This window comes from Alteromonas sp. R7, assembly GCF_055755235.1.
The window spans coordinates 249205-271053 of sequence record NZ_JBVTQX010000007.1; the positions used below are offsets into that span (position 1 = coordinate 249205).

15 protein-coding genes and 1 tRNA gene are annotated in these 21849 nt (G+C 47.0%); 10 read left to right on the plus strand and 6 right to left on the minus strand.

What is annotated here, in order from left to right; all coding sequences use genetic code 11:
- The first annotated feature begins 29 nt into the window (after positions 1 to 29).
- From AC0J2X_RS13420 to AC0J2X_RS13440, 5 genes are read left to right on the plus strand one after another with little or no spacing between them, the layout of a single operon-like run.
- The gene (locus AC0J2X_RS13420) at positions 30 to 3167 is read left to right on the plus strand and encodes a helicase-related protein (protein ID WP_472996096.1); all 3138 of its coding nucleotides are present in this window, start codon (positions 30 to 32) and stop codon (positions 3165 to 3167) included.
- Positions 3164 to 4963 carry a DrmB family protein gene (gene drmB, locus AC0J2X_RS13425; protein WP_472996097.1) on the plus strand — a complete coding sequence of 600 codons (1800 nt, stop codon included), beginning with the start codon at positions 3164 to 3166 and terminating at the stop codon, positions 4961 to 4963. Before AC0J2X_RS13420 ends, drmB begins: the two co-directional genes overlap by 4 nt.
- Positions 4960 to 6330, plus strand: coding sequence for an AAA family ATPase (locus AC0J2X_RS13430; protein WP_472996099.1), 1371 nt, complete (start codon positions 4960 to 4962; stop codon positions 6328 to 6330). The genes drmB and AC0J2X_RS13430 overlap by 4 nt, the downstream gene beginning before the upstream one ends.
- A 3-nt stretch (positions 6331 to 6333) precedes the next feature.
- On the plus strand, positions 6334 to 7746 hold the full coding sequence (locus AC0J2X_RS13435) for a hypothetical protein (protein ID WP_472996101.1): 1413 nt from the start codon (positions 6334 to 6336) through the stop codon (positions 7744 to 7746).
- 36 nt (positions 7747 to 7782) lie between these two features.
- Complete coding sequence (locus AC0J2X_RS13440) at positions 7783 to 9897, plus strand: 3'-5' exonuclease (RefSeq protein ID WP_472996102.1); 2115 nt, start codon at positions 7783 to 7785, stop codon at positions 9895 to 9897.
- Here AC0J2X_RS13440 and AC0J2X_RS13445 read toward each other — a convergent pair.
- Positions 9884 to 10369, minus strand: a complete 486-nt coding sequence (locus tag AC0J2X_RS13445; protein WP_472996103.1) for a very short patch repair endonuclease — start codon at positions 10367 to 10369, stop codon at positions 9884 to 9886. The two genes, AC0J2X_RS13440 and AC0J2X_RS13445, sit on opposite strands and share 14 nt — an antisense overlap.
- A 331-nt stretch (positions 10370 to 10700) precedes the next feature.
- Here AC0J2X_RS13445 and dcm point away from each other — a divergent pair, with 331 nt between their 5' ends.
- The 3 genes from dcm to AC0J2X_RS13460 are packed head-to-tail and all read left to right on the plus strand — an operon-like array spanning position 10701 to position 16096.
- On the plus strand, positions 10701 to 11918 hold the full coding sequence (gene dcm, locus AC0J2X_RS13450) for a DNA (cytosine-5-)-methyltransferase (protein ID WP_472996104.1): 1218 nt from the start codon (positions 10701 to 10703) through the stop codon (positions 11916 to 11918).
- Entirely contained in the window at positions 11915 to 13849 is a 1935-nt protein-coding gene (locus AC0J2X_RS13455) for an McrB family protein (protein ID WP_472996105.1), read from the plus strand. Before dcm ends, AC0J2X_RS13455 begins: the two co-directional genes overlap by 4 nt.
- 15 nt (positions 13850 to 13864) lie before the next feature.
- Entirely contained in the window at positions 13865 to 16096 is a 2232-nt protein-coding gene (locus AC0J2X_RS13460) for a DUF2357 domain-containing protein (protein ID WP_472996106.1), read from the plus strand.
- 1 nt (position 16097) lies between these two features.
- Here AC0J2X_RS13460 and AC0J2X_RS13465 read toward each other — a convergent pair whose 3' ends face one another.
- On the minus strand, positions 16098 to 16268 hold the full coding sequence (locus AC0J2X_RS13465) for a hypothetical protein (protein ID WP_472996107.1): 171 nt from the start codon (positions 16266 to 16268) through the stop codon (positions 16098 to 16100).
- 114 nt (positions 16269 to 16382) lie between these two features.
- Between AC0J2X_RS13465 and AC0J2X_RS13470 the strand changes: the two genes are divergently transcribed.
- Complete coding sequence (locus tag AC0J2X_RS13470) at positions 16383 to 16631, plus strand: DUF2960 family protein (RefSeq protein ID WP_472996108.1); 249 nt, start codon at positions 16383 to 16385, stop codon at positions 16629 to 16631.
- Positions 16632 to 16767: 136 nt separating this feature from the next.
- On the opposite strand, the gene AC0J2X_RS13475 is transcribed toward AC0J2X_RS13470, so the two are convergent.
- The 4 genes from AC0J2X_RS13475 to AC0J2X_RS13490 all read right to left on the minus strand — a co-directional run bounded on the left by AC0J2X_RS13475 (position 16768) and on the right by AC0J2X_RS13490 (position 21091).
- A complete protein-coding gene (locus AC0J2X_RS13475) occupies positions 16768 to 17397 on the minus strand; it encodes a hypothetical protein (RefSeq protein ID WP_472996109.1) in 630 nt (209 codons plus the stop codon).
- Positions 17398 to 17536: 139 nt separating this feature from the next.
- Positions 17537 to 19306, minus strand: a complete 1770-nt coding sequence (locus AC0J2X_RS13480) for a BCCT family transporter (RefSeq protein WP_014947777.1) — start codon at positions 19304 to 19306, stop codon at positions 17537 to 17539.
- Between the two features lie 103 nt (positions 19307 to 19409).
- Positions 19410 to 20822, minus strand: coding sequence for a Na+/H+ antiporter NhaC (nhaC, locus tag AC0J2X_RS13485; protein WP_472996110.1), 1413 nt, complete (start codon positions 20820 to 20822; stop codon positions 19410 to 19412).
- Between the two features lie 192 nt (positions 20823 to 21014).
- Positions 21015 to 21091 (minus strand) — tRNA-Arg (locus AC0J2X_RS13490).
- Between the two features lie 264 nt (positions 21092 to 21355).
- On the opposite strand from AC0J2X_RS13490, the gene AC0J2X_RS13495 reads away from it, so the two are divergent.
- Positions 21356 to 21763 carry a c-type cytochrome gene (locus AC0J2X_RS13495; RefSeq protein ID WP_014947775.1) on the plus strand — a complete coding sequence of 136 codons (408 nt, stop codon included), beginning with the start codon at positions 21356 to 21358 and terminating at the stop codon, positions 21761 to 21763.
- Positions 21764 to 21849: the final 86 nt, after the last annotated feature.

A 21849-nucleotide genomic window follows, 5' to 3' on the forward strand; every position in this document is an offset into this window, starting at 1 on the left:
AGCAGTATAATTATCAGGGACGAGTGCAAATGGACACAGCGTACTTCAATGCGCAAAGAAACGAGCTTTTATCTTTTATCCGAAAGCAACTTACAGGCCCATATAGTTCAGAGACAGAACTTCTCAAAGATTCGCCACAAAAACGCTATTTATCAGGAATACTCTACCCCGTAGCAGCGACAAAAATTACTGATGACGAGCAGGATTCACAAAGTGATGAGGATGCACTCAAATCAGATTTCAAACCTTCATCAATGGCGCTTTCATTCGCAGTGAAAAAAGGTACTTCGCTCAAAATAGAGCTGAGTGCCGGCAAATATACTGCTGGACAGGCAAGCGAATGGCGCAGAAAACCTCTCAGCTTTTGCCAGACTTATATTTTGAATGAATACGGTAAAGTCGAAAAAAAAATCTGGGATAATAACGCCGCACTTATTCTTAAAAAACGCAAAAGCGGCGATGATTTTATCGTCACTATTGCACTAACAAACCGTCATACTGGAACAGAAAAGCTGGAAGTGGGATATTGCCTTTTCCAAGCCGGTATTAAAGTATCCGTCGTGGAAGGCGCTGTTCTCAAGTATCCAGATTCTGCCAGATTCAGGAATGACGAAGAGCATGCTGAGCTCTCCCTTATCTACAGAAACCGTGTGACATGGGCTGTGGGTCACGGTGTTTCTGCAAACTGGATTTCGCAGGGCAATGCCTCCCCTGAGACTCTGTTTTCCGAGCACCTGCCAGCCTACGAAATTCAGCCGCTTACTGCAGACTTCAGTGATGAGGATCTTGAGAAATGGGAAATATCCGCAGATGTACTGAATCTGCACAAACTTGCTTTTCCCACTTACAGTTCTGATGAAGATGTTATTACTTCGCTGGAAACGCTGGCTAATGGCTACAGTTACTGGATTGAGGAACTGGAACACAGGATCCTTCCGGAACAGCATGCCACCGCACGAGCGAATATTTTTTCGCGGCTGAAAAAGGCGTCAGAAAGACTGTTCAGTGGCATTGAGAAACTGAGCCGGAACAAGAATGCCATGTTTGCATTCAGAATGGCCAACCGTGCCATGCTTATGCAGATGATTCATTCAGATGAAAAGATCACCTCAGCATCCAGAGACGCAGACGGGTTATTTATAGCTCCCGATTACTGCACTGCACAGTTTAAGGATAAATACCGGTGGAGGCCGTTTCAGCTGGCTTATCAGCTGATAGTACTGGAATCGATGATCCCGGATGAAAACGGGGAACTCCCTGAATCACACGATGAAGCAGATCTGCTGTGGTTCCCCACTGGTGGTGGAAAAACAGAAGCCTATCTTGCAGTGGCAGCCTGGGAAATTATTTCCCGCCGTATACTGCACGGCACCAGAGGTGGCGGTACAGCCGTCATCAAACGGTATACTCTGAGACTGCTTACATCACAGCAGTTTGAACGCGCCGGCACACTGATTTGTGCGCTGGAATCACTCAGAAAAGAGGATCCGGAACGTCTTGGCGAAGAACAGATTACCCTGGGGTTCTGGGCAGGCAGCAACACTTCTCCTAATAAATATAAGGCTGCTGTTCAGCAGTTTGAAACGCTGCGGAATGAGAATGACCCCGACAACCCGTTTCAACTCAGAAGCTGTCCGTGGTGCAGCAAGCCTGTAATCCCCCAGTACTTCTCAGATAACAACGAAGATTATGGTATTCATTCAACGTCGACCTCATTTGAATTCTACTGTCCGGACAAAGGCTGTGACTTTCACGAATCTCTGCCCGTTTCGGTTATCGATGAACAGCTTTACAGCCAGCCACCAACGCTGCTGATCGCAACCACTGACAAGTTTGCACAACTCGCCTGGATTGCAGAAGCCCACAATCTGATTGCCCCCGAACACACGTTACCACCGACGCTGATCATTCAGGACGAGCTGCATCTGATATCCGGGCCACTGGGCACCATTGCGTCAGTGTATGAATCGGGCATCGATACAGCCATCAGTATGGCCGGTAAGCGGCCCAAAATACTGGCAGCAACAGCAACCATCAGAAATGCCCCCTACCAGGTAAACCGGCTGTTTGGCAGAAAAGTGAATATATTCCCGCCGATCGGCATTGAGGATGATGATTCATTCTTTTCAAAGTCTGATACATCGCGGCCGGGCCGGATGTATCTGGGCGTAATGCCATCGGGGCATACCGGTCAGACATCCATGGTGCAGTCTGCAGCAGCAATTCTGCAGGCCCCCGTTTCACTGGGCATGCAGGGCGCTGTACTTGACAGTTACTGGACGCTACCGGTTTATCACAACAGCCGCCGGGAACTGGGGAAAACCATGACCCTGGCGCGGGATGACATTCCTGCAAGGATTAAGGTTATAGCAACAGACGAACAGGATGCGCGTGACATTACGCGTGTCGAGGAACTGAGTGCAAACGTAAAAGGGCCCAAAATTCCCGAGCTTCTTAAGAATCTTGCTAAACCGCAGCGTTCGGGTGAAGCCGTCGACACACTGCCCTGCACCAACATGATTTCTGTTGGTGTGGACATCAGCCGGCTTAATACGATGATCGTGGTCGGGCAACCCAAGTCCTCAGCTGAGTATATTCAGGCATCCAGCCGTGTTGGCCGGAGCAGCAAATATCCTCCCGGCCTTGTGGTCACGCTGTATTCACCAAACAAGCCGCGGGACATTTCTCACTACGAGACATTCAGAAGCTACCATCAGGCGCTTTACCGGCATGTGGAGGCCACCAGCGTGACACCGTGGACCGAGCCGGCAATGGAACGGGCGCTGCACGCTGCTCTCATCATTGCCATCCGGGCTACGGCAGGCCTTCGTGATAGCGGAAGCGCAAAGCACTTCCGCAAGGATAACGAGGACATAAAACGGGTAACCGGTGCACTTAAAGAAAGGATGCAAAACGCAATGGAAGGCCTTACCGGGAAAGAGCAGAAGGATATCTTTCTGTTTCTGGACAATCTAATTGATGAATGGCACGGCAAAGCCGAATCGGGCGATATTAACCGCTATGAAAGCCGGAAAGCAGGTAAGCAGTTCATGCCGCTGATAAAGAGCTTTGATGATAAAAGTGACGAAAAAGGCTGGGCCACACTGAACTCCATGCGCAACGTGGATAGTGAGACATTAATTAAGGTTAAAGGAGAAAAGAGATGAGCGGAAACCGTCGTACCTTCCGGACATCACAGTTAATCAGCCCTTTCGGCCCGGGCGCCATTGTGGATATTGGTGAAGAGTCGCTTATCATGAACGGAACGGATCAGTGGCCCTCTAAGCTGGAGCGGATTGAACTAAAAAGGCTTACAGAGGCCACCGGTGTGTTTCATCTTAAAAAAGCCCCTCCGGTCTTCAGGGATTCACACGACGGGCTGTGGGCTTCGCGCTTCCCTGCCTGGCTTTTCTGCTCACGCTGCCGAAAGCTGGAATACCGCAAAACAAGTGATCAAGCAGTTAATGCTGACGGCGTTCCCGTTTGTAAGAACTCTGCCTGTAAAGACAGAACGCTGGTACCAATGCGTTTTGTTGCTGCCTGTAACCACGGTCACCTTCAGGATATCCCGTGGGACAAATGGGCACATAAAAAATCCGGCGGCACATGTACGGAAGGCAGTGACTCCCGTGCGCAACTTTATTTTGAAAGCAAATCCGGTGAAGGCAGTGGCCTGGATGCCCTTAAAGTAACCTGCAGAAATCCCGGCTGTGGCAGTTCACAGTCTCTCGGTTCCATCATGGCGCCTGGCAGCCTGCCCGGCTCCTGCCTTGGCAAGCAACCTTACGAATACAGGGAAACTTTCACTCCCTGCAATGAAACGCTTCGGGTGTTACAGAGAGGCGCCAGCAACCTCTATTACGGCATTATCAAATCTGCGCTTGATATTCCGGTCAGTTCCAGTTCTGAGACAGATCCGCTTATTGAAAAAATAAAGCAGAATAGTGAATACGAGGATTTGATTGAGGCAGAAAGAAGAAATAAAGCGAAGCGGGCAGAAGTCATTGCTTCAGAAATCGCCGAAACACTGGGCACTGATAAGGAATCCGTACTCAAGGCTATCCGCGGGAAAAACACCGAAAAAAGGGAATTTAAAATACCCAGGGATGAAGATATCAGAAAGGCTGAATGTCAGATCCTGACCTCTGCGGACCCGGCATCTTTTTCGTGGCCTCTTTTTAAGGCACGGGTGCAGCAACAACCTTCCGGTTCACCATCAGAACTACGAAAATTAATAAAGCGAGTTGTACTGATTGATAAACTCAGGGAAGTACGTGCTTTCTGTGGTTTTGAACGGATAAAGCCGGACGGTAATATTATTGCCGCAACGACTACCAGAGATGAGAGGAAATGGTTGCCTGCCACTGAAGTATTCGGGGAAGGCATTTTCATCGAGTTCAGCAGTACGCAAATCAGCGACTGGGAAGACCGCAACCACGGTCAGCTCACTGCGAGACTGGAAAATATAAAGGCCAAGCATGCATCGCTGAACAGCCTTTATCTGCCTGAGCCGTCAGCTAAATTTATAGCTCTGCATACTTTTGCGCACATTTTTATTCGTCAGCTCACTTTTGAAAGCGGCTACTCTGCCAGCTCTCTGCGCGAACGTATTTATGCGTTTGACGAAGATCAGGCGGGCATCATGATCTACACCGCAGACGGCGACTCTGAGGGCAGTCTGGGAGGCCTGGTTCAGCAGGGCGAATATCATCGTCTTTATGCAGCTATTGAATCAGCTGTTGAAACCGCGCAATGGTGTTCCAACGATCCGGTATGTTCTGAGGCAGAAACCCAGGGCGTGATGGAAATGAACAAAGCGGCCTGTCATTCCTGTTCACTGATTTCGGAGACAGGCTGTGAATACAACAACCTGTTGCTGGACAGAGCACTGCTCACCGGCAACGATGAGGGACTGGAAGGACTTCTCAGCCCGGTCGCCGCAACTCAGGAGGACGTTAAATGAGAATGCCGAATGCCCGCGATATGAGCGATGAACAGCAGGACATTTTCGAAGACGCTCCGCTGGATGGTCGCGTACTGGTTACCGGCCCGCCGGGCACAGGAAAAACCGTTATCGCATTCCTGAGAGCCATGCTGCTCGCAAAGGAAAATAAAAAAGTTGACGTTATTATGTACAACCGGGTGCTGAAGCGGTTTGCCCAGAATGTAGGGGCTGACTCGCGGAATGTGAGCTGCAGCACATTCCATTCGTGGTTCTATAACTGGTGGGGAAATCTGCGGATTGAAAACCAGGATGAAGAAAGCGCGGAGCTCATCTATCTGACGACTCCCTTTGAAAGGCGATTAGAGGTGAAAGAGAAAGGAGCAAGATGGGATAATAATGCGCGTTCATGGACTGCAACTCAGGCAGTAATAAACAGGGCGCCCGAAGTCTTTGCGCCGTGGTTACCAGGTCCAAGGGACGGAACCCCGATAACCAGAGTAAATAAGGCTACGTATGATGCGCCGGAAATACGAAAGTTTAAGCCTGACTGGGACAGGCTCATCGACCTGTACACCGATGCAGAGCCGGAAAAACAGAAAGGCTGGGGACACCTGATCATTGATGAGGGGCAGGACTTCTGCAATGACACCTACAAATTTCTTAAATACGCGTCACGCGTTTCTGAAAGTGACTCTGCCATTACGGTACTTGCTGATGATAACCAGCGGCTGGGCGAAGAGAATTCAACCACAACGCAGATTGCTGATTTGCTGAATATCGGCGAAGACAGAAAGTTTACATTAAGCCGGAATTTCAGGAATACCCGGCCAATCGCTCTGCTGGCACGCAAGTTTTATACTGGCTTACCATCCGGAACACCGGATTTACCCGATAAAAAGGGAAACAAACCGAGACTGGTATGTGACGCAAACGTGCAGCAGCAGGTTGAATACATCGCCCGCTATCTCAGACTCCGTGGAAATCATGAAGTCGGCGTTGTATTACCTGACAATAAACTCAGAGAGCAGTTCTTCAGTTTACTGACCGGAATGCTAACAAATTATACCGTCCAGACTTATGACAGTAATGACCGCAGTACAAGTGACAGTCTCATATTTGATAGGCAGGGGGTTGTAACCGTTCTTAACCGGCAGAGCTGCAAAGGTCTTGAATTTGATGTTGTATTTCTTCCCTGCTTACAGGATTATGAGGCAGAAGATACAGATTCAGACACCTTTAAAATGAACATGTATGTAATGTGTTCGCGGGCAAGAAATGAACTGATCATGATGTCAGAGACCCCTGCAAAGTCTGATGCAGGCGCGATGAAATATCTGCCGGTGAGTGAGCCGGAGTTGCTCGAATTAATATCCAGCCGGGAATAGTTAATGCAAACACCCACATTTATCATTATGCCCAGCAAAGCCTTTAAAAGGGTATCGCTGGTTTACGACCTGCTAACGCCAGACCTGTTTGTCAGCGAAAATGGGCAGACCTGTTTTTCGGAGCAGCAGCTAAAGAAAGTCAGGCTGACCGGGTCGCTGCTGGTTATACAGTTGTCAGCGCCGGCGGTAGAAAACGCCGCTCTGCCCATCTCGCTGGCAGAGAAAATTTTTGCGACCAGCGAAGCTGTCATAAACAAGCTCACAGCCACGCCTCTATCTAATTATGACTTTGGCGAGTTTACTTTCGGGGTTTTACCGGAAGACTGGCAGCAGGGCGAAACTGAACCTGATGAACCAGCGGACACGAAGCCCGGCGAAATCCTCCGTCAGACAGATGCAGTACGAGGTTTTCTGTTTCACGCTGCGTTAAAAGGTTCTGCGGAAAAATTTTCATTGCAACTGACCGGCTCCTCCATTAACCCTCTGGAAGCACTCGCAGATGTGTATTTCAGCCGGTATGGCAATACAGACTTACTCTGCGACCTGATTAGCCTGTGTATAAAGTATGATAAGGAGGCCGGCTGGAATGCAGCAGATATTATCACTGAGCTTTCGCAGCTTCACCCGGAGTCTGGTAACTATATAGCATCGGCCTTTGCATCACTTGAGTCGGGCGTAACAGACACCCCGGATTTCAGCGACGACGAATACCTGGTTGAAAAAGCATTTTTACTGCTGCTGTTGAATCCTGACGAGAATGCCCTTCGCGCAATAAAGCAGGATACAACGCTGGAAACCGGCAAACTGGTTACAGAGCTGGCTCAGAAACTGGCGATTTTCCGCTATGGCTACAGCCGTCTGGACCACCAGGATCGTCTGCGCCCCGGCCCGGATGCGGTAAACAGCCTCAGAGATATCGCTGCTGAAATCTACAATCGCCTGTCAGGTTTTGTGCCTGCTTCCTTGCCTCAGCATGTTGAGGAAAAACCTGAGAGTAACGATCTCCAAATGTCTCTCGGTATTACCGGTGAGCCGTTGATCCAGTTTTTCACTGCAGAAACCAGCGACGAACATAAATACTACAAAGTACGCGATCTGAACCTCAAGAAAGGTTTCAGCGGAGATTTAGTTCTCGGCAAAACCAACAGCGCTTACCTGGTTTTGATTAACGATATAGTGGGCGAAGGCAATAAAAAGTTCTCTCCTTCATTAGCAAAAGCGTCAATTAGTAACCAGCACAGGTTACCTTGCGGAAGCCGGTTTGAGGTTATTGATAATTCGTTTGTCCTTAAATTCACATATTCTGCTGACGCAAAGCCAGATGAGATTCTCAGTATCCTGAGCGCGGACATATTCCCGGTAACCAATGCACTGAACCTTCACCTTAAAAAGTGCAAATACTATTTGGAAGTATAAGCAGTGAAATGTAGTCTGGCTGTTTCAAAAGACTGTATGAGGGCAATCGATCGACTTTCGGGCAGAGTACAGGCTGGTTTTGTTAAGTTTGTTCTTAAGTTTACGGATAACCCAGACTCTCCGGGAATTAACTACGAAAAAATTAATGATGCCGCACATCTGGGCTACAGATCCGTCAGAATCGATCAGAATCATCGCGGTATTGTGCTGAAACCAGAAAAAGGGAATAACTTTCTTCTTGTACATGTAAATAGTCATGACAGCGCTTACGCCTGGGCACGACGCAAAAAATGTCTGGTAAATGCCTACACCGGTATGATTCAAATCTATGAGTCTTTCAGTCACACTGATTCTGATGACAGCGCTTATCATGTGAATCAGGGTACTTACGGCGCTGAAAGCAAAGCGAATGAAACAGCCAGCACGGCAGAAGCGTCCTATACCCTGGGACTTGAAACACACCAGCTCCTCAGGATCGGCACACCGAATGACTATACCGGTGTCCTGCTTTCAGCCGGAACGCGTGGAGAAATTACCGCTCTGTTTGACAAACTCCCTCAGGAAGTTGCAGAAGCTCTGGAGCTGTATATGGAAGGTGAATCCTGGCAGAGTATTGAGGAAATCTATTCTGAACAGGACGAGCCGCTTTACGATACTGGTGATATCGATGCTGCACTGACTAGAGGGCGCTCGCTTTCCGGATTCCGTGTAATTGATGGCGAAGACGAGCTCAGAGACATGCTCGATAAGCCTCTGGAGCTTTGGCGCACTTTTCTGCATCCTGCGCAGAGAAAGCTGGTTACACGGAACTGGAACGGACCAGTAAGAATTCTTGGTGGTGCGGGAACCGGGAAAACAGTTGTCGCGATGCACAGAGCGCGCTGGCTGGCCGGGAATACGTTACAGCCGGGTGAAAAAATCCTGTTTTCAACCTTCAGCGCCAATCTCGCGGCTGATATTTCTACAGCTCTTAAATCGCTTTGCAGTGCTGACGAATTCAGCAAAATCGAGGTTATCCATATCGATAAGTGGATAGCCAACTTCCTCAGGTCCGGTAGCTATCCGTTCAGCCCGCTTTTCCCCGGTAATTCAAATTCAGAGTTTTTCTGGAATAAGGCGATTAAAAGTACCGGAATAAAACCAGCACCATCAATACAGTTTCTCGAAACAGAGTTTCTGAAAGTGGTTGTGAATAATCAAATCACAACCCGTGAAGCTTATCTGAGTGTTTCACGGTACGGCCGTGGTAAACGACTGACGCGGAAAGAGCGTATAAACTGCTGGGAGATATTTGAAGCTTTCAAAAAGCACTCTGAGTTCAAAAGATACAGGTACTACCCTGAGTCTGTTTTCGACATTGAGGAAATGCTGCAAAAAGCAGAATCGCCGCTGTACCGGTCTGTCATTGTCGATGAAATACAGGATTTCAGCCTGCCTCATCTCAAACTCATAAATGCGCTGGTACCCGATGCAGATAACAATATCCTTTTGGTAGGTGACGCCCACCAGCGGATTTACGGAGACCGGATTGTTATTGGTCATTCCGGCATAGGTATTAAGGGCCGGGGGAGAAAGCTCAAAATTAATTACAGAACGACTCACGAAACCAAACTCTTCGCGCAGGAGCTGCTGCAGGGACTTGAGATTGACGACCTGAACGGGCAGCTTGATTCCGGCAGTGACTACTATTCACTGACACACGGTAATGACCCGGTACTGAAACAGTTTACAACAGAGGAAGAGGAGCAGGACTGGATTGCAGAAACAGTTGGTGAGCTGTGTTCATCAGGTGAACGGGATTCAGATATCTGTATTGTAGCCAGAACAAAGGCAGTGAGAGACAAACTGGCCACAGCCCTGAAAGCCCGTGGTATTACGACAGTCGTCCTGAAAAAAGGGCAGGATGACCGTTCCGTGGGGGGAGTCCGCCTGTCTACCATGCACAGGGTTAAGGGACTGGAATTCAGATTTCTGTTCATTGCATCAACCAATGCCAACATTATTCCGGCAGCTGACTACAGTTTTGAATTTTCAGAAAAAGAGCGGCTTGTCAGAGAGCGTGCGCTTCTTCACGTGGCCGCCACGCGGGCGATAGTAAGACTTTTTATCAGCGGTTACGGTGAGTTGTCGGCGCTTGTTACTCAGCAATAAATTTTCTTTCAGAAAAAACCGGAGCAGGTATTTCTGCATAACTGCTCCGTGCTTCCCGGATCCATTTCCGGAGAAAGCTATTTACTTCATCAGACGGAATGCGATTCGTGCCTTGCAAGCCACATTCCCATACAACCATTACCCGCCAGCCTGATTCTCTCAGCTTATCCTGCACAGCTTCATCTTTCAGCCTGTTTGCTGTCAGCTTCCTATTCCACCACTCCCTGCGGGTAGCAGGTAACCTGAATACACCACAGTCATGCTTGTGCCAGAAGCAACCGTTCACAAATATGACAACTTTGTAGCGGGGCAGAACAATATCCGGTTTACTCGGCAATTTTTTACAGTGTAGCCGGAACCGGAATCCCATAGCATGTAGTGACCGGCGAACGGCAAGTTCTGGTGTGGTATCAGAGGCGCGGATCGCACTCATGTTTTTTGACCGGATTGCTTTGGAATGTACGTCAGTCACTCTGGGCACTCCCTGATTATCTACCAGCTCAAGCCAGAATCAGGCAAGAGGGTTTTAAATACATACTTTCCTGCAGAGACATGGATCAGCCACCGAACATGCCTCCTGACTGCAACATTTCACGAAATATTTAAGTTTGCTTTAATTGAAATAATTGCTAACCTGCCCGATTATATGTATATCCGTACAGATCATGCAGGCTGGTATTCCTTTGCTTCCCTATATAAAATCTGCGGGAGGCTTTTCCGGACTTTATCTGTATTCATAGCACGCTGAATTACGGAAACAACTTTACATCATTCCAGACTCTTACAGCTTTAGTAGTAATACAATGACGAATAAAAACGACGCGCTTAATCAGGCAGAAGCTCTGCTTACCCCCCTGGCAATTCCGCATGTTCCGCAGGAAAGTCGTGTCGAAGCAGTCGTTGACCAGTGGTTACATGCAATTGCCACTGACAGCCAGCTATATTGCAATCCTGATATCTCCAGCCCGGAAGCACTGAAAACTTCTGCGATATCTCTTCTCAAAGAACCGAGGCTATACGAATCCCGTGAACAGTTTTATGATGTGGTATTCAGCCAGTTATCGCTCAAACCAGTCCTGAATCCGGAGTTCAGGTTTATTGACTTGTTTGCGGGAATCGGGGGAGTGAGACTAGGTTTTCAGCAAAACGGCGGAGCCTGCGTTTTTTCCTCTGAGTATGATCGCGCTGCACAGAAAACTTATAAAGACAATCATGGCGAACTACCTTTCGGCGATATTACAAAGGTTAATGAGATCGAAATACCGGACCATGACGTTCTGTTAGCGGGCTTTCCATGTCAGCCCTTCTCCAACGCGGGCGTATCTGCCAGAAATGCTGTTGGTAAACAGCACGGATTTCTTTGTGATACTCAGGGAACTCTTTTTTTCGATGTAATGAGAGTTATCGATGCAAAAAAACCCAAAGTGGTATTCCTGGAGAATGTACGCAATTTAGAAAGACATGATCAGGGACGTACATTTCAGACAATCCAGAATACGATTAAAGAGAGCGGCTATAAATTCAGTTATAAGGTTATTGACTCAAGCACTGTAGTACCGCAGAGAAGAATAAGATGCTATATGGTAGCGGTAAGAAATGATATTTCATCAAACTTTTCCTTTCCTGATTTTACAGGTGAGTCGAAGCCACTAAAAACCATTCTTGAGAAAGAAGTAGATGATAAATTTACAATTTCCGATAAATTGTGGCAAGGGCATATCAACCGTACTAAGCGAAACCTCGAGCGTGGAACCGGCTTCACTGCTCATACAGCAGACCTGAATAAGCCCTCGAATACTATCGTCGCGCGATATGGGAAAGATGGAAAAGAATGCCTTATCCCACAGGAAGGAAAAAATCCACGATTGCTGACTCCGAAAGAATGCTCAAGACTACAAGGCTTTCCGGATTCATTTATTATTCCGGCCGCCAAAACACCTGCGTACAAGCAATTTGGCAACTCTGTAGTGGTTCCTGTTATCGAAAAAATTGCAAATAGAATAAGAAAGGAAATCTTATGAACTTTGAGGAATACTGTGAATTAACTCAAGACAAGCAGAAGGTCAATGCTGAAAAATCACTGCTTTTCACATTCACTAATTCAAAAGATGAAGAATTCAGTATCTCACCAGAGAAAATTCACAGTTTTTTAGTTTTTGCGGTTGAGAACTATCACCTTATCCATAATGCGTGGGGAAATACACCAAGTAAAAAGGCTGATTTGCATCAGTATGAAGAAAAGTCTTACAGAGCAATTTTTAAAACTGCGTCATCCCCTGACCTGAAAATAATATCCTCGACCGGTAGTAGCCAGACGAAAGCGCTGACTTTATTAATTTCCAAATTACTTGGTTATCTTACTGGAAATAAATACAGCACTCCGGAAGAAAATACATATTTCCAAAAGAGTTCTATAGCGCAGGCTCTTAGTAACTGGAACAAACTGGATGTTCCACAGACAAAAGAAATAAGATCCCCAGACAAACGAAATATCAGAGAGCTATTTCGTCAATGGATGTTGGAGAACGGTCTGTCACCCAGAACTGCGAACTCCTATTCAGGTACAGCTATAAAGTTCAATGATAAATACCTGACTGATATTGGGCTGAAGGAAAGTAGCCTTTATGAACTTAGTTCGGATGGTGTATCTGCAACATTAGAGGCTCTATACGCAATTCCTTCCTGGAAAGAGGCTGATGAAGGTGGCAACGGCATGTATAGTGCCGCTTGTAAAAAGTTAGCAGCGTTCCTTAGTGAAAATTCGCTGCATACCTTCATCCACCTTCCCAAACCCTTTCTTCTACTGGCAGGTATTTCCGGAACAGGTAAAACACGCTTTGTCCGCGAACAAGCCAGATTCGGCACCTATAAGCTGGTTGCTGTCAGGCCAGACTGGCATGAGCCGGGCGACTTACTTGGTTACGAAACCCGCCTGACGGGTTCCGGTAGCCCTGAGTACGTTTCAACGGAAGTGCTGAAATTTATTGCGGCAGCCTGGAAAGCACTGGTTGATGCAGGTCTTGAAACGGAAGCCGGAGAACAGGATGGAATAAAATCATTGCATGTTTCCGGCGAACAGGATGCGCTATCCCGTGTTCGTGCGCACTGGCTGTGTCTGGATGAAATGAATCTTGCGCCTGTAGAACAATATTTCTCAGATTACCTGTCGGTTCTGGAAACCCGCAAATGGCATAAAGAAGATGGTTCGTTTATGTATTCCTGCGATGCCCTGCTTGATAGCGGAAAGCTGAACGTGGGTGGCGTCAAACTCAAACAAGAGCTAGGGATGGATGCGCCGGAATATGCTGAGCTGTGGGAATTGTTCCTGCAAACGGGTTTGCCTATCCCTTTCAATCTGATTGTGGCTGGTACTGTCAATATGGATGAGACAACCCACGGTTTTTCCCGCAAGGTCATCGACCGCGCAATCACCTTTGATTTTGGTGAATTCTTTCCTAATGATTTTGAAGCTTTTTTTGATGACGAAGAGGCTGAAAAAAAATATCCGGTAATGCTTAGTTTTCCGCTGTCTTCTCATACAGGTGCAGCGACAGACGCCGCAAAAGCAAGCCGCTCATTCCTTAAAGCCGTTAATGAAAAGCTGAAAGGATCGCCTTTTGAACTCGCCTTCCGTGCCCTGAATGAACTGTTACTCACAGTGGAGTCATTCAACGCAGACGTGGCTGACAAATTCAGGTTACAGGCTGTCTGGGATGACTTCCTGATGATGAAACTGCTACCCAGAATTGAAGGTGATGCAGATAAGCTCGGAGATATCCTGGACTCTCTTGAAAACGTGTTAAACACGGAACTCGGTGAAATCTGGAACGGGGATAATGTTCGCCCTGATCTCTGGCGGGAAAACAATGAGTACATAGCATGCCGCTCGAAAAGAAAAATTGAGCTGATGAAGCAAAAGCTGACAGGTGGATTTACCAGCTTCTGGCCATAAAGGGAGAAGGCAGTCATGCCGGATATTATCACGATTGATAATGATAAGCTGGATTTTACGCTGATTGTATGGACGAAGGATGTCAGCGTAAAACAGGAAAAATTAAAGGCCGCACTGACTAAAAGATCGCAGTCTGCTGTCCTGCCTGCTCAGGACTTTTCTTTGCATCAGGAGGAAGACGGTGAGCAGTTTGAGAAGCCGCTGTTTTTTGAAAATACAGACTATGAATTTGAATTTATATTTAAAGCCCCTCTGCTTGTTGAAAACATAAAGCCTGAAATAGCTCATCACTATGCGGCATTTGCAGATGCGTTTCACTCTAAGAAGCGCACAAACAGTCTTTCCGGCACCATAAATTTCCGCAATCATCTGGGCAAGGCCACCCTGCCCTTACGTTACCACACTGCTGACGGGCTACAGGAAGTCTCGGTCTCGTTCACGGTATGGCCAACCAAGATGGATCTGCGCAGCGATTTCAAAGCAATTTTTGCGGATTTTTTACCGGAGTACGATGAGTGGCGTTATGCTCTGGTTGCCCCCACTGAGCACAGCTTTAAGCGGCAACATTCACAGCAAAAGGATTTTCCTCTACTCTGGCTGGCTCATTTCAAGAGCCTTTGGCACGAGTTGCAAAAGCAAGCCCGGCTGATCATTAACGCCCCCCATAACAGGTTACTTTCATACGAAAAACAACTCCGTGCAGAAAGAATTAAAGGAAAAATTCCGGCCCGTCTGGAGCAGAAGATTTCCGGAGATTTTGCTGCAGGTGAGTACGCCAGACGATATACCGTAAAAAAGAAAAAACTGAGCGTTGATACGCCTGAGAACCGCTTTATAAAATTTGCGATCTCCACAATGGTCAACCGCCTGTCTCAGCTGGAGACAATGACCCGCAAAACAAAGTCAACCCGCGAAAGTGCTGATTACGGATTATCGGAACACTTTTTCTCCGATTTGAAACTGTGGAAAGACACATTAATCAAGCTTCACCGTGCCTCCTTGTTTGCGGAACTCAGTCCGTTTAACGGCCTGAAAAAGGAGTCACTGGTACTGCAGCAACGCACTGGTTACTCGGGGTTCTATCGTGCGTGGCAGGAACTGAAGATGTATCTGGACGCCATAGGTGACGGTGCGTCCGCTTCAGTAAAGAGCATGGATGAGCTTTATGAGGTCTGGTGCTTTCTTAAGATCAAGAAGCTACTGGAAGGATGCGGCTTTGACGTCACATCACATGAAAGCGCTAATGTCCGGCAGGCCGGACTGGAATGGCAAACAGAAGATGGGTTCGGCGGTGCGTTCAGACTGGAAAAAAAGGGTATCAGCATCCGTCTTTCTCACGAAGTTACCTACTGTAAAACGAAAGGTGAGGTCAGAACGCTTACTGTCAATCAGAAGCCTGATATTGTGCTCGAGGCCAGGTTCGATTCAGGTGAGACGCTTATATGGCTGTTTGATGCCAAGTACCGGCTTGAGAGCAAATCTGACGATCGAGACCGCGTACCTGACGATGCAATAAATCAGATGCACCGCTACCGTGACTCGCTGCTATACAAATCAGAAAAAGGCTACAGCAGACCAGTCTTTGGCGCATTCGCTTTGTATCCAGGATACTTTGAACAGTCAGACCCAAGTGTCAACAACATCTACAAAACTGCCATAGATGAAATAGGTATTGGAGCTTTCGCACTATTACCAACTACTGACGGTACAGGTCATTACTGGCTCAAAAAATTTCTTGAAACAAAATTCGGAGATAGTGCACGTTTCTCTTACGCAACTGACTATGACTCAGTTGATCGGTTTTACGTTGAAGAACCCCCTCGAATCCCAACTTATGGAATGACCCAATTTAGAAATGTCGGCCGAACTTTACTTGTTACCGGACCTGAGGATTTAAGGACAGATGGATACTACGAACGATTTCATGACGGATCTGCAAATTTCTTCCATATGCGCTGTGAAGCAACCCAACGAGAGCACATTGAAGAGCAAATCATTAGATCACTTCAATATTTAGTTATAGTAAGTCGACCTTGCAATGATAAGCGACCTCGTGTTGCCACAAGGCGATGGAAGGTCAAAGAAGTAGCAAAGAAGATGCGAAAGGATCTGACCGTCGAGCAGACAGGAGCATCGAACTATCTTCGTGCCAATGAAAACTACTGGCTGTTCAGTATTGAAGACGACGGTGAACTTAGCTCCCCTATGAGTAAACCCAACGGTCATCATTTATTAGAATTTTTATAATTCAAATTAACTGCTGAATATTTGATACCAACCTATGAAAACCCTCAATCGCCCTATCAAGGCTTTCATCCTTGTCGAAATAAAGCTGGCTCAGCTGGCTTTTCTTTATTTGGTATGTCGCACTGGCAAAGGCTAGCGTTTCTTTAAAGCGACTAAATTCTTCATCGGACACCTCACGCTACGGTTTTGCCACCCGCTTTTTTTAACACGCTAATCATTGGCACTAATTGAGTTTATAATACCGGTTAAACAGTTTTTGAATTACATCGACCAACTTGAGTAGAACATGGCCCATAAAGTACGTTATAAGTTTAAAGGTGTGGCAAAAGAGATAAACTTTTCTTACAGCCGCCATCAAAATATGCATGAAGCCGTGGCCGAAGCTGAGGGAATAGACCTTTCCCAGTTCCTGCAAACTGAACAGCAACTTGCCGCTATCAGTAAAGACAAAAAAACCGTAAGAAACTTCAGAGATACCGAATTTGAAAAAATGGGGTTTTCCGAATTGTATTTTTTAAAAAACGGGCAAGAATGATGGTTGCGCCCTTTCAACACATACTAGACCTTTGAGCTACTTTGCTTTTGGTGATTAACGGCCAAACCTTGCAAAATCGAGTGCTCGATTGTGTTCGAGCCTCTGACTCCGAAGTGCAAAGCTACCAATCAGCGCCTTATGGGTTACCCTCAACCAACCCATGAAAAGCCTCAATCGCCCTATCAAAGCTTTCGTCATTATCGAAATAAAGCTGACTTAGTCGGCTTTTCTTTATTTGGTATGTCGCACTGGCAAAGGCTAGTGCTTCTCTAAAGCTGCTAAATTCTTCATTGAATACAGTGAATACCTCGCGCTGAGGTTTTGCCACCCGCGTAATACTCCCATTCACTTCATAATCGAACCCTGCAAATTGAAGGCGGGAAAGGGTTTCTTTGCCTAATCGCATGCCGCCTTTTAGGCTTATTTGAAATGCCGCGTCCATTTCTTCAATCTCTTCCATGCTCCAGTGGTTAAATACCCGAATGGCCTTTTTGTACTTTTCCGCCAAACGCTTTTTTAACACCGTTATTCTGGGTTCTAGCGTGGCGTTGTTTTCATTTGTTAAAAGATCAGTGCATTCGTTGCATGCAGGCACAGAAATAAAGTCGGCCTGCAGGTGTCCGTCTTGCCAGTCGTGAATGAATTTTATGGGTGGAATGAAGTCTTGCCGTGCAGCTTCGCAGCCGCAGTAAATGCAGCGATTAAAATCAGCCGAATGTACCGCGTTTAGTGGCTGATAGAATTTCTGATAATTCTTAACTGACATTCTGCTACATACGTAAAGTTGAAAGGGTGCAAACGATTATTACGGTACCACAGTCGCTTTTTTAGGGTACGCTAATTGTGCTCAGCTAATACAAACGCCGCCCTTGTGCGGCGTTTGTTTCATCCAGTTACGATAAAAGCTACAACCGCGACGGTCTGCTGTGCGGGTCGCCCTCAACGTGGCCTTTTGGCGGTCTTTGTTTAGGCTTTGCGGCAATAGGCGTTTCGCCATCACTCTCTTCGCCTTCTTCATCAATATCCCATGTGCCTTCTTCGCTCCACGGGTCGTCGTCGGGAAATTCCCCTATATTGATTTCTTTTACCGAGTAGTCGGGCTGGTAACGCATGTCGTAATTGGCCGCCCGCACTATGGCAATACATAACATTAAGGCCACAGCTAATAGCGGAACGCCCCCTATTATCGACGCCGTTTGAAGCGTTTCTAACCCACCTACAAACATAAGCACTATAGGCATAAACGATAGCGCGAATGCCCAGAACAAACGATTCCATCGCAATGGCTCTTCGTCTACTTCTTTTTGCACTACAGCTGCCAGAATGTAAGAAATGGAGTCGAAGGTAGTTGCGGTAAAGATTAGCGCTAACAAGGTGAATACAAAAATGACTATGTAGTCCAATGGCAGCGTGTGTAGCATAGCGAAAATAGCGGCCGTAGGGCTTTCTTGGTTAAGAATACTCACCACGTCTAGTTCACCCGAAAGCTGTAAATACAAGCCATAATTTCCCATTACCATGAAGAATAAAAAGCAGCCCATAGTGCCGAAGAACATGGAGCCCGCTACCATAGTACGAATAGTCCGGCCCCTTGAAATACGGGCAATAAAAAGCCCTACGCTTGGTGCAAACACCAGCCACCATGCCCAGTAGAATATGGTCCAGTCTTGAGGGAAATGCGTGTTTTGAAAGCCATTAAATTCAGCGAAAGGCTCTAGCCAGGTAGCCATTTTAATAATGTTGCTAAGTACTCGGCCCAAAGCATCTAGGCCGGTATTGGCCATAAACAACGTAGGTCCCACAACAAATATAAATAGTAGCAACCCTATGGCCAGCCAAAAGTTAATGTCTGACAGCAGCTTAATACCCTTCTTTAAACCTACATACGCGCTGTAGCCAAAGATAGCTGTACAGGTTACTAGCACCAGAACTTGGGTGGTAAGTGATTTAGGCACGCCGAATAGTTCGTGCACCCCTTCATTTATCATTGGCGCTGCCAAACCTAACGTGGTCGCCCCGCCGCCTAACATTCCGAAGATAAAGCTGATATCGATAATTTTACCCAGCCAGCCGTGAGCCATTTTCTCGCCAATAACCGGCATGAGTGCTTCAGAGATTTTAAGTACGCTGTGATTGCGCACATAGTAGAAGTACGCAATAGGTACGGCGGGAATGAGGTAAATAGCCCAGGCAAGCGGGCCCCAATGGAAGATACCATAGGCTGCAGCCCATTTTGCGGCTTCGGGGGTTTCACCTTCTATGTGAAACGGTGGCGCTTGGTAGTAGTACACCCATTCAATCATGGACCAATACAAAATAGACGCGCCTATGCCTGCACAAAACAGCATGGCAGCCCATGATACTGGCGAGAACTCGGGCTTCTCTTCCGGGTCGCCTAGTTTTATTTGCCCGATGTCGCTGAACATGATGTAAACCATGAACCCACCAGCGCCAACACCAAGCAAGAGGTATAAAACCCCAAGCTTACTGGTTACGAAGTCTTTTGCGGCTGCCACCCACTGTGCGCCTTGGTCCGGCCAAATAATTAGGGGAATGGTGACAGAGAGAAGAAGAATAAGAGAGCCAAAAAAAGTGGGCTTGTCGATAACGCTAAACGCGCCTTCCTGTTTAATAATGGCCTTGGAGGAGGCCGCATCTCGGGTATTACTACTCATACACGATCCTTTGTTTTGTTTTTATAGATGCCTTATACGTTTGGCTTTAAACGGGCGATCTTAAAAAACAGTTTATCAGAATTGTGTTAGCTATTGGGCTGCCTCAAATCGTTGTGTGTTTATTCATTCGTGCTTTGGTTGTTAGCATGCCAATGCCCAATGCGGCCATAGATACCGCAACAACGCCGTTTAGATAGTTGAAAAACGCATAGGGCACGTAATCGAGCACGTTAACGCCCAGGGTGGCAGAGTAAAACGCACCAGCCGTTGTCCACGGAATAAGGCCTGTGGTCATAGTGGCACCTTCTTCTACCGACCGAGATAGCACAGCGGGGTCAAGGTTCTGCTGTTCATATTTCGGTTTAAACAGCTGGCAACTCAAAATGATAGAGATATAGGCCTCGCCCATGGCCACATTGCCTAGAAAACCAGACGCAATGGTCACGGCAATTAGGGTTGCTGTGCGTTTTACCCGTTCAATAATGCCTGTCAGTAAAGCAGCTAGAAAGCCTGCACCGTGCAGTATGCCGCCCAATGCGATTGCCATTAAGGCGAGGAGCAACGTCCAGCTCATACTGCTAATGCCGCCTCGTCCTAGTAAGGCATCTAAATTTGCGATACCCGTATTTTGAGGGGTGTTTTCCCACAATGCGTTAAGCACGCTAATGGTATTGGTGTCTTGGTAGAAAATAGCAATGATAACGGCAAGCAGAATACTGCACGACATGGTTACTTCAGCCGGCACTTTCTTGATGCTCATTACCGTAAGCAACACCAGCGGTAACAGTGTTATATAGGGTGCAAGGTTATAGTGACTGGCGAGTGCTGCTTTTATTTCAGTTATTTCGTCAACATTTAAGCTTTGATTTGCGTAGCTAAAGCCAATTACCAAGAAAATTACAAAAGTTAGAAGAAAGCTAGGCAGTGTAGTTAGCAGCATGGCGTACATATGCCGATACAGGTTAGTACCCGCGCTCATGGATGCGAGGTTGGTGGTATCAGACACCGGGGACATTTTATCGCCAAACGTCGCGCCACATACCACCATGCCTGCCACAATGGGGAGTGGTATGTTCATGGCAGCGCCAATACCCATCAGCACTACACCCATAGTGCCCACCGTACCCCACGATGTGCCTGTAGCCACCGACATTACCGCACACAAAATTAATCCCACCGCCAGGAAGATACTGGGGCTTAGCCAGCTTAAACCGTAATAAATTAGCGTTGAGATAGTGCCGCTTTGCATAAAGCTGGCGATAACCATACCAATGAGGATAAAAATATAGATTGCTGGCATGGCCCGGGTTAATGCGCTGGTCATTAAATCGCGGATTTGCAGGTACGTGTACCCCAAGCTAAAGGCATTGATACCAGCCCATAGCAAACACAGAAATAGTAATGCATGCAGGCTAATGCCCAGGCCAAATAATCCGCCTGTTATCAGTGCGACAATAACACCAAAACAAAGTAGTGACTGAGTAAAGCTTGGGCGTTGAATAGACTGCGGCGACATTATAGGCACGTTGATACGCTTTAAGATGAACTAATGAAAAACAGTATAACGACTTTGCTATGCGTTGGAATGACTTTGATGTTGCATTGGATTGGACGTTAGAGTTGCAGCCACGTCTAAGGTAGGCGTGCTCGATTCTGATATAGAAAGGCTGAAGGAGATTATTCCTTCATAGGTCACTAGAAAAGGAAATGGCCCGCCCTAGAGGATTCGAACCTCTGACCTCGGCCTCCGGAGGGCCGCGCTCTATCCAGCTGAGCTAAGGGCGGATCGTGCTACGGTTGTAATAACCGTGTACGTTCGCAAAGGAAAAATACGCAGTTAGATGTACGCTGCAAACGGGGCGTAATAATACTTACGCGGTGGGTTAGCTTCAACTCATTTATTAAAATCTCTTTAGGTGGCTTGGAACAAGTGTTAAAAATCCTTACTTTTTATGGGTAATTGGCTTCAAATAGTTGTTCAACCCCAATTAACCGTTATAATCTGGCCAGTTATATTTTAAACAAATTCATCATTGCCTGGAGACAGATGTGAAATTAAAGACTTGGTTAACTGTTGCTGCTACTGCGCTAACTGTTTTTGCAGCACAAGCACAAGAAATGAGTAACGATGAAATTGCCGATCGCATTAAGCCGGTAGGTCAGGTACACGTTGCAGGCGCAGCGGCTGAAGGAAGTGCTGGCGCAGCTGGCGGTGCAAAGTCTGGTGAAGACGTTTACAACTCTGCATGTGTTGCATGTCACTCAGCAGGCGTTTTAGGAGCTCCTAAAGTTCACGTTGCAGCAGACTGGCAACCACGTCTAGATGAGCGCGGTCTTGATGGCGTATGGCAAAACGCATTGAACGGTATTAACGCTATGCCTCCTCGTGGTACATGCGGTAACTGTTCTGATGACGAAATTAAAGCTGCAATCGAGTATATGATTGAAGGTATCTAATACCCGCTAAATCGTAACAACTTGATGGAAAAAGTAGCGTTTTACCCTCTAATCGGGTAATTTAACTCTTTGGGGAAACGTTACTT